Source organism: Sphingobacterium zeae, assembly GCF_030818895.1.
Taxonomy (GTDB): domain Bacteria; phylum Bacteroidota; class Bacteroidia; order Sphingobacteriales; family Sphingobacteriaceae; genus Sphingobacterium; species Sphingobacterium zeae.
Map to the genome: position 1 here is coordinate 5567992 of NZ_JAUTBA010000001.1, position 14236 is coordinate 5582227.

Here is a 14236-nt window from a genome sequence, read left to right on the forward strand (position 1 = left end):
CGGATGAGAAACTTAAAAAAGGCTTTAAAGATTCACGAAATTATCCAGTCCCATGACAATGAGGTTCTTCAGGGCCTCGTTCAAGACTTTCATTTCACGTTCCTGTACCGGATACTTGCCTAAAATCAATGCTTGCACATACAGGACTTCCATCACTGAACGGAGCATATACGCATCCTTTATATCCATTAGCGTGGTGATCAATGCATTATCGGCATTTAAGCATAATGTATTCTGGATCTTGTTTGGCCTGGACGTCTTGAGTACCTGCGCAAAGGGATTTGCATTTTCCTTCAATTGGCTAATCGTATTTTCCACGTTATTTTGGTCCATTTTTGTAAAAATGGCCGGCGTATCAACTGGTTTAAACCGTCTAATTTCCAAAACGCAGTTGTAGTCGTCCAAAATACGTTGTGCATCTTTCTGAAAAGAAAAATATTGATGATGCTCGTCTTCATGAATCGTCTGAAAGGTCTCTAGCAGCTGATTTGGCGACATCTCTGTAATATTATATTCGGGATACTTTTGTTTGATCTTACGGAGTAGCTCGGTATCAAACGTATAAGAAGCATTAATAAGCATTATCCCCTGCGTATCAGCCATTCGGTCAATTTGTTTAAAATCTTCAAAGTCGGCGCAATAATAGAGTTGTTGCTGATAATCAATTATATTTTGAAAGCTTCGTTGTCCACGGTTGGTTTCAAACGGGATATCCGCCAAAAAGATTGCTAGGAAATCGGGATCTTCTAGGGCGAATGCTTTCAAATGAAGATAATGCGTTTGGATAATACGTATATAAATATCGTAATCAATCTTCTTCACTTGCTGCAGGTACGTCTTCAAAACGGCAGCAATTTCCTTTCTCGCCTGCCGCAGCAAATCATTTTTCATCAGAGACTCCCGCGATGCGGTTGCACTAAGTTCCTCCGTATTGACAAGCATACGGACAAAGAATGCCCAGTTTGGCAAAATCGATTGATCTTCTTCGGCAAGGAACATGCGCTTCAAATAGATACGGTGACGCTGCTTGCTGCTAAATTGCGTACGAAAAGGTAAAACATACAACACGCCCTTTGCTTTTCCCGCAGTCGTTTCAAATGGAATTGCGTCCAAAAAGTTGACATGAAATAGCTCTTTCCCTATCGCTAACAAATCTGTTTTCGAAACCGATGAAGCAAGCCATTTAGGTTCATCCTTATGGATGATCTTTTCAACACCTCCTACCACGATTGAAATGGATTCTCGCAGTGCATCTCCATAAAACTTAATTTTCTTCTCGAAATAGTCCGCTTCAAAAATATAATTGTATTGTTTTTTGGGGTTTAAAATTACCTTCGTTCCCACAGGAATATCATCACTCAGGCGCTCAATCTTATAGTCGCCTTCAGCTCTAGCCGTCCAGCGTAAGGGTTGCTGTTCAAGTGCCGATTTTGTTTCCACAATAATCTCATCACTGACGACAAAACAAGAGAGCAGTCCAATGCCAAACTTTCCAATAAAATCCTGTGCATCCTTGATGTCCTTACCTTTCGAACTCTCGCCAATAACCGACAAAAATTGGTGGATATCGGACTCCTTGAGACCTATTCCATTATCTTGGAACATAAATTTAGGTTGCTCAACGTTTGGTAATTCTATCTTGATTTTTCCTTGGTGATGTTCATCCAAGTGTTTCAATGCTGTAATTGCATCCACCCCATTTTGAAGCAGTTCCCGAATAAATGTGTTGGGATCGCTATATAGGTGCTCTGAGAGCAGCGCGATCATTCCTTTCAAGTTTACCTGAAAGGAATATGATTTCTCTTCCTGCATGTTTTTGTTACTTTCTCGTTTTCTTTGTCAATCGAATAGCTTCTTCATGTCCATTATCTGCCGCCCGTTCAAACCACTCCAAGGCAAGCGCTTCATTTTCTTCCACGCCATCTCCCATAAGGTAGCAGTTGGCCAATTTAAATTGTGCATCAGCATGGTCAGCATCGGCAGCTTTCATCAGCCATTCAATACCGTCATGAAGGTCTGTCGGTACACCTTCTCCGTCCAGCAGTTGTAAGCCAACAAAATAACAGGCATAAACATTTCCTTGTTGCGCCACTTCAATAAATTGGCTATAAGCAGCTGTTTTATCGATCTCGACACCTATTCCGAAATACAAACAGCGACCCAGTCGATAGATCGCTTCCTGATTTCCTCGTTCTGCGGCCTGTTTATAATACTCAAATGCTTTTGCTGGCTGTGCTTCTATTCCGATCCCAAACTCATAACACATACCCAGTCCATCTGTCAAATATCCAAGCTTCTCAGCACGCGTATAGTAATCAAAGCCTTTATCATATTCTTCACGCTGATCATAGTCGAAGAAAAAATAGTCGCCTAGCAGCAACAATGCTTCACCTACATTTTTTTGTGCAGCCTCTTCCAGCAATTGAAGACCAAGGAGCACATCCTGTTTCACAAGGCCGGTCAAATAGTATCTTCCCAAGACGTAGATTGCATACGGAAAACCTAAATCAGCCGCCTTTTTAATATATTCTTGTGCTTTAAAAGCATCTTTGCTTAGTCCATAACCATATTCATAACAAAGGGCAAGATCAGTCAATGCCTGCACATGGTTTCGCTCGGCAGCCTTTTGGTATAAATCGATCATCCGATCTAGATTTATTTCCGTACCTATGCCACCGCGGTAACATCGAGCTAGTTCATATATACTATTTAAATCTTGCATGCTAGCACCTGCTTCAAAGGTGGCAAAAGCAGCGGTTGGCTGAGGAGCGCCTGTCTGGTGATAGTCATTTTCTAAATAAATTCCCTTCAGATAATAAGCATATGGGTAACCCAGATCAGCTGCACGTGAAAAATAATCAAAAGCCAATTTGTAGTCTGGTTCGGCCTTCAATTCGGACGCTAATCCCATTTCCGTTAGTGCAGTAACATTATTAGAAGTGGCCGCTTCTTCGAAGTAAGGAATTGCAGCAGCCAAATCAGGTTCTTCGCCATGAATGCCATATTTCAGGTACCTGCCGACCTGATATAAAGCCTGCGGGAGTTTATCTTTTGCGGCATCTTGATAATAGGCAAAAGCTACCTTGTAATCGGGATCTATTCCATCATAGCCAGATTCTATCACATTGCCCAGACGCAACTTTGCATAGGCAATATTTTTTTTTGCCAGTGCACTAAATTTCTGGAAGGCAGATTTTTCATCTCTCGGCAGGAATCTTCCTTCTAACAGTATTTCCGCAAGTTCAACCTGCGCTTCGACATAATCATCTCGCTGGTCGAGTAGCTGCAATAAAGACAGGCCCCTTTCGATATCCTGAAGTGTGTCATTATAGAGGTAAAGACAGGCAAGACGATAACCTGCATAAATATTATTGTAGTCGTATGCTTTCTGCAAATACCATAGTGGCTGCTTGAAATCCTCCTTTACCTGATTATCGTTACTCAATCCCTGAAGTTTGATGAGCGCTATCTGCACTGCAGCGTCCATCATTCCATATTCAAATAATTCGTGATATTCTGGTATAAGACGTTCCAGTTCAACGGAAGAATTTGCATCTGCGCGTTTTATATCATTCAGAACAAACCTGCAGTATCGGGAATCGGTCAAGGCGATACCCTCTTCCAGGATCTCCAGGCGTTTGGCTTTATTGTCTTTACGAGCGTAGTAAAATTGTAACGCTTCATAATAATGGCGTAATAGTTTTTTCTCCTGAGCGTGTCTCAGCACCTGAATTCGATCAAAAACTTCTTCAAATTTTTCGGTCCACACATCGATATGGGAAATATATGCGATTGCATATAGATCGCCTCTCAAAGCAAGCGATTCGAGCTCAGCTTTGGCGGTGTCCCGGTCGATATCAGCCAATACACTTAAATAATTATAATATAGATAAAGAGGTCTCGCCCATTTAACCTCAGCGTCTATACCTCTATTTAAATAAAATGACGCTTTTTCCTTTTCTACAGCATGCCGGCGACATAAAACATGTTGTAGCCCCAACTCGACCCACGCTTGCGGATTTATAGCAGCATAGCGTTCCAATACTGCCCTGATTTTATCGATAAAAAAAGTATAGTCCTCATCGTTCAAATAGACATTTGCAGCAAAATCAGTTCCTTTTTCAAATAATGCATCATAAAGTGCAGCCGCACTGGACTGCTCCAAGTTGTGCTCGAAATAAATCAGGACATCAAGCCATATATCGGGCGCAATTCGTTTCGAAAGGTCAACTGTAAATTGATGTTCAGCCGATTGCAATGCGGCAACTTTAATAGAATATTCTTCACTTAACTTCATATATCATCGTATGTACTACTTGTAAAACATGCTTTTTATACTCTTTAGGCGCCAAAAAGCAACAAAAACTTTGCCACTGTATCATACAGTCAATTCCGTTTATTATAATGCAACTACATTGCTTTTAAAATCTTTTTACTTATATTTGTTGCAACTTAATTGCAATATATTAATTGGAATACCATATGTATTGCACGAATTACGCTTTACGAATCGAATCCACATAGATGAATAGGTATATCATTTTTTCACTTATCGCAGCACAACAGCTATTTTTCCCATGTTATGGACAGGAGAAGAGTATCGAGCTTGAAGAAGTAAAAGTTGGAGGGCGACGTTATCACCGGGCAGCAGAAGGAGCATTATCGATCCAGCTATTGACTGCCGACTCTATACAAAAATACCAGGCGGGAAGTTTAATGCAGACATTAAGCAGACTTCCCGGCATCAGTGCCATAGGCATAGGGGCCAATCAGTCTAAACCGCAGATTAGAGGGCTCGGATTTAATCGTGTGGCCACGGTAGAAAATGGCATTAAACATGAAGGCCAACAATGGGGACTGGATCATGGATTGGAAATCGATCAATTCAGTGTAGGGAGTGCCGAGGTACTAAAGGGGGCCAGCTCATTTTTGTATGGCTCAGATGCCATTGGTGGTGTCATTCGGCTATCACCGCCAGCGGAACTACAGGAGACAGGTTTTAAGGGGCAGTTTAACCTATTGACAAAGTCAAACAACGCGACTTTTGGCGGATCGCTACAAACACAGGGCCGAAAAGGGAATTGGGTATTTGGAGGCGGATTCACGCATCTGGAATATGGCGATTACCGTGTCCCCACAGATACAGTCTATGTTTACAATTATGCGGTACGTCTGAAAGATCGGCATGTTCGTAACACTGCGGGACGAGAGACACATTTTCAACTACGCGGCGGATATCTATCAGATCGTTTTTCTTCGATTTTCTACCTGAGTAATTATCATACAAAGTTTGGCTTCTTTGCCAATGCGCACGGCTTGGAACCAAGGGGCGTAGATACAGTACTTTATGACAAATCCAGTCGTGACATTGGTTTCCCAAGCCAGACGGTCGATCACCTGAAACTTATTAACCGCAACTTTATCGATCTGGATAAGCATAAGCTTTGGATAGACCTGGGCTATCAGAAAAATTACCGGCAAGAATATAACAATTACACCGCGCATGGTTATATGCCACCTGTTTATCCAAAAGATATGACTATTCCCATCAATTTGGAAAGGTTATATGAGAAACAGGTCTATAGTATCACTGTAAAAGACCAATTTGATTTGGCCACACATCGACTTACCATTGGCGCAAATGGAGAGTATCAGGATAACCGTATTGATGGTTGGAGCTTCCTTATCCCCAGTTTTCGCCAAAAGGCAATGGGCCTATTCGTCTATGATCAATACAAACTCGCGGACGAAACCATGCTATATGGGGCATTGCGTTACGATTACAGCTATATTCAGACATCACCTTATCAGGATTGGTTCGAATCAGAGCTGGAAGATAATCAGTCGGGCAGAATAGTTCGGGCTTCGGCGCTCAGTCGTCGTTTCAATAGCCTGGTTTGGTCTATAGGAGCGGCACATCAATTCGGAGATCTAGAAACAAAAATTAATGTAGGAAAAAGTTTCAGGGCCCCCATTGCACAGGAGCTTGGCGCCAATGGTGTCAACTATCACTACTTCAGTTATGAAAGAGGCAATCAATCATTGTCTCCCGAACAGTCCTATCAACTGGATTTATCCTTGACCTGGAGTCCCAGAAAAGTCTTTGTCGCCTTTACGCCATTCTTTAATTACTTTTCCAATTATATCTATCTTAATCCCACGTCAAGCTACGATCAATATTATGGTGCCGGCAATCAAATCTTTGAATATATGGAAAGCCGTGTTCGCCGTTATGGAGCAGAATTGAAACTCAGCTACCAGCCTCTGAAACAATGGAAAGTAGAATTATTGGGTGAATATGTTCGATCGGAACAACTATCGGGTGCAAAGAAAGGATATACACTTCCTTTCTCTCCGGCACCTTCAGCGTTGATGGACATCAGCTGGACAGCAAAAAATAGCAAACATTTTAAAGAGACCTACCTTTCCGTCGATTGCAAATGGACAGCAGCGCAGTATCACGTTGTTCCACCAGAAGAGTCCACAGCAGCTTATCAGGTCTTCAACTTCCGGGCAGGAACACAACTTCGGTTTTCGGGATCTGTCCTTCAATTACGCTTACAGGTTCAAAATCTCTTTGACAAGAAATATATGGATCATACCAGCTTTTATCGGCTGATCTCTTTGCCTGAACAGGGAAGGAATTTTATCCTATCCATTGGAGTTCCCTTTGGAAAACAGTCCCGATCATAACATGAGCCACCGTGAATAAAGAATAAAAATAACATTAACGAAAGATAGCATCTTTAAATAAGCCTTTGATCGCAATGAATTACGTAAATCGAAGTGTACAGTGAACTCTTACACAATTTTTAACGAAGACAAATGAATAACCTAGCGTCACACAGACATGCATACCAATAAAAGATATACGAATGAATAAAAATTTAAAATTGAAACTATCTCCTATGAAAACAGTCCAAAAATATACACTTATCGCGGTGTTACTTACGATGGCCGTTGCCTGTAAAAAAGATAAGGAAAGCATTGATACCGAAAAACCGACCATCGCCATCGATTCGGAAACGGCTTTCCCAAAACAATGCAGCACAATTAAACGCGGTACAAGCTTTACTTTCCGCAGTAAGCTATCTGATAACGTCGCGCTCGGGAGCTATAGCATTGACGTACACCATAATTTTGACCATCATTCGCATAGCACTGAAATCGGCGAATGTACGGTTGAGGCGATCAAAACGCCCATCAAGCCCTTCACTTTGGTCAAGACAGTTAATATTCTGGGGCAGCCACAGCAATATGATGCCGAATTAAAAATCGATGTGCCAGCAGATATCGATCCGGGTAATTATCATTTTATGATTCAGGTGACTGACTTGGCGGGATGGAGCAGTCAGAAGGGAATCAGCATCCGTATACTCGAGTAATACCATACATATTTATCAACTCAATTTAATTAAATCCATTTTACATGAAAACTAGAAACATTCGCTTCTTCTTCCTGTTAAGTACAATTCTTTTAGGCTTCCTATCGTCCTGTAAGAATGACAACGATGAAATCCCAGCACTTGCAAAACCCCAGATAGGCACACTTGAAATCGGCAGTGGCAATAACAAAACTGTCCAAGCGGGATCAGATCTTCATCTTGAAGGTGATATTCTTGCCGAAGCACTGATTGCTAAAATCGAAATTGAGGTTCATCAAGAAGGTGGCGGTCAGTATAAGTTTACAAAAGCCTATACGGATGGAAAATACATTGGTGTAAAAAATGCGACATTTCATGAACACATCGATGTTCCGGGGGATGCACCCGCAGGAGCCTATCATTTTCATTTTATAGTAACCGACAAAGCCGGAAATGCGACTACAGCAGAATCAGCATTAACGATTACGGCCGCCGATGTAAAACCGAGTTTTAAACTTATCTTCACAGAAGTAGCAGGAACACCCCATGGAAACCATTTTCACGATCTAGCTGACAAGAGCAATGCAGAACCCATGACCATCAACTTCAACGAAAAAGGTCAAGCTCTATCTGGTGGTCACGCGCACCTACATCCCGCCAAAATCTATAAAATTGAATTTAAACAATACAATACATCAGCACAGGAGATTCAAAATCAGTATATCCTCAATAAGTCTACTGCAGATTACTATAAAGCATTTCTTGTAGGCGGATCATTTATTTTAAATCCTAACACCACTGGTGAAAATGGCGCCATATTTCAAACACGCGAAACTAAATATGCCGATGGAACAACGATTAGTGATGCTACAGAAACGACCGGAATTATCACCTACTTTACCGCAGGCAATGTCAATGCAGGGGAAAAGCAGGTGCTCTTTGTATTAAGGAAATTAAAAGATTCCTCCACTAAAGCAACCATTACCCGTACCGACTGGAACTTGTCAAATTATGAAACCAAGTTTGCAGGTCAAGACCTCGTTAAGCTGTCTTTCGAACTGCATGCAGAGGAAGATTAGTGTCAAGAAAAATACACCTTGTCAGCTTAAGAAAATGGCAAGGTGTACTTTTTTACTGTTACTTTAGACTCACATCCAAGTAAACCGAATGACGCCCATAGGTATCGTAAAACGGTTTATAAAGCACATCGTCTATATAAAATTCCAATGTTTCTGGGTTTCCTTTTATAGATTTACCAATATCCTTTGCGTCGAAAGTTACTTTACGCCAATCTTTTCTTGCAGTACGTTCCTGAGCGGCCAAAAGAACGGGGCCATAAAATAGGCTTGCGATGTTCGGCTGATCCATAACCGGATCGAGATGGAAATCGAAGGGCATTTTTAAGGTGACCACATCACCATCTTTCCAGTTGCGCTGTATGCTAAGATAAGTTCCAGGATCGGCGACAATTTTTTGGTCAACCCCATTTATAGTAACGAAAAATCCCTTTGTCGCCCAACTTGGTACTCGAACATGAAGATCGAATTTGCCATTACCCCGTATGGTCAACGATGTATGATCTGCTTTTGGAAAATTTGTCTGTTGTTCTATCTTGATCCCCCGCTCCTTCCATTGCAAGGTAGAAGGGATATACAAATTAACATACAATGATTGATCATCTTTACTTTTCAAATAAATCGTATTCTGCAATTTGGTACTGCTCTCTATAGCCGTCCCATTACAACAGGTGAACCCCTGCATATCTGCATTTCCAAATTGTTTGATTGAGCCAGGACGCAAAGGAACATGATAGGTATTTGCGGGACTATTCTCCGCAACCGAAGCTAATATGTGATTATATAATCCACGTTCATAGTAATCCATCAGCTCTGCACGCTGATCGAACATAAACAAATCACTCGTTAATTTCAGCATATTATAGGTTGCACAGGTTTCATTTTGTCCCCCCGCAGAAAATCCATTCTCATATAATGTTGCCGGCTGACTGATAAAACACTCGGCATTGGCCGGATTCCTAGCCCCCGCCACACCACCAATGCTATACATATAATCGCTGGCGACTTTATACCAAAAATTGTCGGCTACCTTATAGTATTGCGGATCATTTGTTACACGGTATAGCTCCATACTCCCTACAATTTGTGGGATATGCTGATTGGCGTGCAATCCTCTAAAAGTATCCACATTTTTTGCCAGTCCATGTGTATGTGCTGCATTACCGTAAAACAGATCAATGTTATCAAATAGACGGGCGGTTTTTAAATAATTCTGTTCACCCGTAATACGATACAACCTTGCCATCACTTCGTTCATCCCGCCAAACTCACCTGCAATATAGGTATTCCACATGTTGATTAATGTTTCGGTTGGTATATTGTTTAAACGGGTATACACCCAATTGCCCATGCCTTGTGCAATTTCTAATGCTTTTTTATTTCCGCTTACTTCATAAACATCCATCAGACCGGCGAGGATCTTATGCAGGGTGTAATAAGGTGCCCAAACCTGGTTCTTCTGACCGCCATATTTTGCCCCATGTTCAAGCATTATAAACTGGTCGGGAGGATAGGCACTGATAAATCCAAGCCCCCAGTTCCAGTAATCTGTACGAATTCCTTCATCACTAAAATCAGAGTCATAAGCTGTTTTACCAGGACCAACAGGCACTGCCGCCGGATCAGCGACATATGCTTGCCCCGATTGCTTCGGCACTCCCGACAATTTTGACAAAGCGTAAAGCTCATTGATCATCGTATCCATTTTACCTAAAAATTTTGCTTGAAGGGCTTTGTCATACCCTGTACTGGCATAAGCTTGCGCAATTGCTGTTAGGTAATGTCCCGTTGCATGACCCCGTAATTTGATATCCTGGCTATCCCATACATCCAGAGGCTTTGCACCCTTTGGTTGCTTTTGTCCAAAAGCATGACGAAACATATAAAGGAAAGAATTGGGGTTTGATCTAGCCAATGTATCCATAAACTTATCACGGTTTTCAATAAACTTTGTGTGATGATGCTCTTCGTCTACATTGAGAGTCACCTGATCCAAATGAAAGGGTTCCAATTTTAAGTGAGGGATGTTAGACTTTATCTTTCCCTTGACACTAACAATTGCTTTTGGTTTAAGATCCGTTCCCGGAATGCGTCCAATTATCGTGTAGGCTGTCTGCTGCAAAACTGTGCTATTATCGGTTGGAGAAGGCCATAGCACCCGTACTTTCGGCCCTACCATACCATCTTTATAAGTACCAACGACATAATTAGGCAATCGCGGCAATTCCCCAACCTCCGTTTCCACGCTGACATCTGCGACTCCAGTTAAATAGGCATTATACAGCTCTGCTTTATTCATCGGAAATCTAGGTAAATCATCCTCGGGCTTGCCTTTGGTGCTAGTGTCTTCGTGTACGCCTTTCAATGCATTGCCATATATCGTGGCAATCTGAGTTCGACTAAGGGGCACCCGATAGACCCTGAAATCGTGCAGCAGAGCATTTAGACTCGAATTGCCGCCAAATAAGGGTTTTCCAATCTGTAATTTTCTTTTGCTTACCTGCTGTCCAAAGACTGCGCTCAGTTCCTGTGGAATATTTTTGACTTCTCCAACGAGCCTTCCGTCCAAATACGTTTGTAAAGCCCCTGTAGTAATATCGACCACAATGGCCAAATGCACCCATTTTTTCAAAGGAACCGCAGGAGAGGCTGCACTTTTTACTTCAGCCTTCTTTTGAGAGATAACACCTAAATATCCAGCTTTTAGCGCTGTTCCTGTTGGTGTTACCGCAAAATGCCTCGCAAGATCTTGTCCGAAGTCAAAAAGATATTGTTCAGGCTGCGCTGCCCTCAAGTACAACCAGCCTGTTATACTAATAGACTCCAAATCCGAGAGTACGTTCGACGGTAATACAACAAAATCATCCTTTCCTCCGGCTAGAGACAATACCTTGTTAAATTGCTTATCAGCGACAAATAGTGCCTTCTCGCCTTGAAATTTACCATGCAGACCATTCCTTGACCAATCTTTTAGATCCCCATCAAAGACATAACGGGCCACCATTCCTGTCTCACCAATTCCATCCAATATCTGATCTCCACCTTGCGCTACCGCGACATCTATCGTTTTGATAAAAATCGTAAGAAGTATTGCCACATGTAATTTATATCTTTTCATAATATTATCTATTTCGTGTATTCATAATCATCGGTTTAAGTATTGCCCGCCTCGATTGAGTGTGCTTAGCTACACGACGCACACTCTTGATTGATGTCCCCCTGACATTTATAAAATTAATCACAAAAGCTCATTATATATAGGTTTATTTTAGCCGATATTCTCCCGATTTTAACTAACACTCCTGCTAATAACGATATCCCCAATTGGAAGAAAGCCCTATAATACCACGTATGCCCAAATACTCGAAGGTATTTTGTATTTTAGATTTGATAAGATTCTATGGAAAAGCGAAATTTAAAAATTTGGGTGCCAGTTATCGGTCTGGATGGTTTCCGAAAAGAACAGACAGCGGGACGAGAAGAGCTCCTATTTAACGAACTCCATGGCGAACGGCTTATCGAAACACCGCATAAGCATGATTTTTTCATCATTAATCTTTTTCATAAAGCTTCTGGCGTACATACCATCGATTCTATCGACTATAGGATAAAAGATCATCAGGTACATATTCTCTTTCCAGGCCAAATGCACAAATGGCATATCTATGCCGATACTGTAGCTTACCAACTCATGATTGAGCGCCCTCTCTTTGAACATTTTGCACCTTTTTTTCGCTTTTCTTTTACCAATTATCAAAACCATCCTGTCATTGATCTCACTGCAGATTCCTTTGCACAATTACTTTATGAATTTGAATCCGTCAAACAAGAATTGAAAAGAGAAAACTCACTTATTCCTTTAATTAGTGCCCGAGCGGGCGTCATTGCGGCGATTGTAAGTCGAGAGGCAGAGTCTGCGTTCACCGAATTCAAGGTTTATCAATCTGTTCCGCGACTTGCTAAGTTTAACATGCTGATTGACGAATTCTTCAGGGAACAGAAAATGGTCGCATTTTATGCCGAAAAACTTAATATTTCAGCTAATTATCTGAATATCCTATGTAAAAAGCATTTGAAAATATCAGCTACACAACTTATCCACCAACGAATAAACATTGAAGCGAAAAGGCTTTTACAAAGCTCCGAACGGTCCATCAAAGAAATTGCCTTTGAGTTGGGATTCGCAGATCAGGCTTATTTTTCGAATTTCTTTAAACTGCAGATAGGTACCAGTCCCAGTGACTTTAGAGACAATCTTCAAGCGGGGGAGACATCAAGTTTGTTAAGAGGAAAATGAAAAATAGATAAATTACACAAGAAAAGGCAGGTATCTCCCAGCAAAAATAGCACAGAGTCCTATAAATTTGTAACCTACAGATACCAAATACTTTTTTTTAGACAACGATGCGCTTATGAAATCAATGGCCTTTACCCGCAAGGAATTTATTAGAAACTCTACGTTCGCACTTGCAGGTTCGACACTTATACCAGCAATTTTAATTGCACAAAACCGCCATAAAATGGTGAACCAAAATCTATTGAGCAACTCCACGATTGAAAAAAACTATACATTAAAAAATGTGTTGCTAGAAACGGGCTTTGAGTACGATACTGATGGCCATGTGATTTCAACAACGACAAGCCTATTTTCTATTCAGATTGCAGACGGTAAGATCAAGGCTATAAGTTCCAATAGTAATGCTTCCGATGCTATCGATGCAAAAGGCCTTTTGATGCTACCCTCTTTCCGCGATATGCACATCCATTTGGACAAAACTTATTATGGTGACAAGTGGCAGGCAGTAAGACAAAGGGCCGGAGGTGTAAAAGGTATGATTGCCCTCGAACAGAAAATTCTACCTGAACTATTAAAAAAAGCAACCTATAAAGCAGAAAAACTGATCGAACTATTACAACGTAACGGTACTACTTTCGCACGCAGTCATGTTAATATTGAACCGACATCCAAACTAGACGCTTTAAGTAAGCTACAATTGGCACTGGAAAACAAGAAAGATGGATTCGGGGCTGAACTGGTTGCTTTTCCGCAGCACGGTGTATACTATACTGACTCGGTGCCATACCTTAAGGAAGCCGCCAAAACCAATATTGATTTTATCGGTGGAATAGACCCATTTTCCATTGATGGAGCTATTGAAAAAACAATGGATTTTACGGTTCAGCTGGCATTAGATCATAACAAGGGCATTGATATTCATTTGCACGAATCGGGTGAATCAGGCTTAAAAACTGTAGAATACTTAATTAACAAAGTGAACGAGAACCCAGTTCTCAAAGGTAAGACCTACCTCAGCCATTGTTTTGTATTGGGTCGGTTAGAAAAATCCAAACAACAAGAAATCGCAGCAAAACTCGGCGACGCACAAATTGGCATCATTTCTACAATTCCATTCGGCGGATTAATTATGCCAATCCCAACGTTACTGGAAAACAACGTTGAGGTGATGACGGGAAATGACAGTATTGTAGACCATTGGAATACATTTGGTACGGGCAGTGTGTTACAAAAGGCCAATCTTGCAGCCCAGGTGTATGGCCAAACAACTGAATTTGGCTTATCTCGCATGCTCAAGCTGGCCACTGCTGGCCCCACTCCTTTGGACGATAAAGGCAATATGCAATGGCCCAAAGTCGGAGATAGTGCAGATATTGCCTTGCTCGAAGCCAGCTGTTCCGCAGAAGCAGTTTCAAGGATATCGCCAGTGAAATTGCTGATCTATAAAGGAAATATTGTCTTCTAGTCAGCGGACAATATTTCCTTTATAGCTTCTACGC

Annotated in this window: 8 protein-coding genes; 5 read left to right on the forward strand and 3 right to left on the reverse strand. The window is 41.4% G+C overall.

Annotated elements, in window-relative coordinates:
• Nucleotides 1-24: 24 nt before the first annotated feature.
• Both QE382_RS23380 and QE382_RS23385 read right to left on the reverse strand, forming a co-directional pair.
• A complete protein-coding gene (locus QE382_RS23380; RefSeq protein ID WP_307187978.1) occupies nucleotides 25-1812 on the reverse strand; it encodes an HSP90 family protein in 1788 nt (595 codons plus the stop codon).
• 7 nt (nucleotides 1813-1819) lie between these two features.
• The gene (locus QE382_RS23385; RefSeq protein WP_307187979.1) at nucleotides 1820-4297 is read right to left on the reverse strand and encodes an SEL1-like repeat protein; all 2478 of its coding nucleotides are present in this window, start codon (nucleotides 4295-4297) and stop codon (nucleotides 1820-1822) included.
• A 227-nt stretch (nucleotides 4298-4524) separates the two neighbouring features.
• Between QE382_RS23385 and QE382_RS23390 the strand changes: the two genes are divergently transcribed.
• The 3 genes from QE382_RS23390 to QE382_RS23400 all read left to right on the forward strand — a co-directional run bounded on the left by QE382_RS23390 (nucleotide 4525) and on the right by QE382_RS23400 (nucleotide 8443).
• On the forward strand, nucleotides 4525-6693 hold the full coding sequence (locus tag QE382_RS23390) for a TonB-dependent receptor (RefSeq protein ID WP_307187980.1): 2169 nt from the start codon (nucleotides 4525-4527) through the stop codon (nucleotides 6691-6693).
• A gap of 215 nt (nucleotides 6694-6908) precedes the next feature.
• Nucleotides 6909-7385, forward strand: coding sequence for a DUF4625 domain-containing protein (locus QE382_RS23395; protein WP_293956000.1), 477 nt, complete (start codon nucleotides 6909-6911; stop codon nucleotides 7383-7385).
• Nucleotides 7386-7429: 44 nt separating this feature from the next.
• A complete protein-coding gene (locus QE382_RS23400; protein WP_307187981.1) occupies nucleotides 7430-8443 on the forward strand; it encodes a DUF4625 domain-containing protein in 1014 nt (337 codons plus the stop codon).
• A 58-nt stretch (nucleotides 8444-8501) separates the two neighbouring features.
• Here QE382_RS23400 and QE382_RS23405 read toward each other — a convergent pair whose 3' ends face one another.
• Nucleotides 8502-11558, reverse strand: a complete 3057-nt coding sequence (locus QE382_RS23405) for a beta-L-arabinofuranosidase domain-containing protein (protein WP_307187982.1) — start codon at nucleotides 11556-11558, stop codon at nucleotides 8502-8504.
• Nucleotides 11559-11840: 282 nt separating this feature from the next.
• Between QE382_RS23405 and QE382_RS23410 the strand changes: the two genes are divergently transcribed.
• On the forward strand, nucleotides 11841-12737 hold the full coding sequence (locus QE382_RS23410) for a helix-turn-helix domain-containing protein (RefSeq protein WP_293956005.1): 897 nt from the start codon (nucleotides 11841-11843) through the stop codon (nucleotides 12735-12737).
• 115 nt (nucleotides 12738-12852) lie between these two features.
• Entirely contained in the window at nucleotides 12853-14202 is a 1350-nt protein-coding gene (locus QE382_RS23415; protein ID WP_307187983.1) for an amidohydrolase, read from the forward strand.
• Nucleotides 14203-14236 lie beyond the last annotated feature (34 nt).

What these genes read in the sequence shown, in the direction of transcription:
- QE382_RS23380 (WP_307187978.1), bottom strand. Translation starts at nt 1,812, where the DNA reads ATGCAGGAAGAGAAATCATATTCCTTTCAGGTAAACTTGAAAGGAATG.
- QE382_RS23385 (WP_307187979.1), bottom strand. Translation starts at nt 4,297, where the DNA reads ATGAAGTTAAGTGAAGAATATTCTATTAAAGTTGCCGCATTGCAATCG.
- QE382_RS23390 (WP_307187980.1), top strand. Translation starts at nt 4,525, where the DNA reads ATGAATAGGTATATCATTTTTTCACTTATCGCAGCACAACAGCTATTT.
- QE382_RS23395 (WP_293956000.1), top strand. Translation starts at nt 6,909, where the DNA reads ATGAAAACAGTCCAAAAATATACACTTATCGCGGTGTTACTTACGATG.
- QE382_RS23400 (WP_307187981.1), top strand. Translation starts at nt 7,430, where the DNA reads ATGAAAACTAGAAACATTCGCTTCTTCTTCCTGTTAAGTACAATTCTT.
- QE382_RS23405 (WP_307187982.1), bottom strand. Translation starts at nt 11,558, where the DNA reads ATGAAAAGATATAAATTACATGTGGCAATACTTCTTACGATTTTTATC.
- QE382_RS23410 (WP_293956005.1), top strand. Translation starts at nt 11,841, where the DNA reads ATGGAAAAGCGAAATTTAAAAATTTGGGTGCCAGTTATCGGTCTGGAT.
- QE382_RS23415 (WP_307187983.1), top strand. Translation starts at nt 12,853, where the DNA reads ATGAAATCAATGGCCTTTACCCGCAAGGAATTTATTAGAAACTCTACG.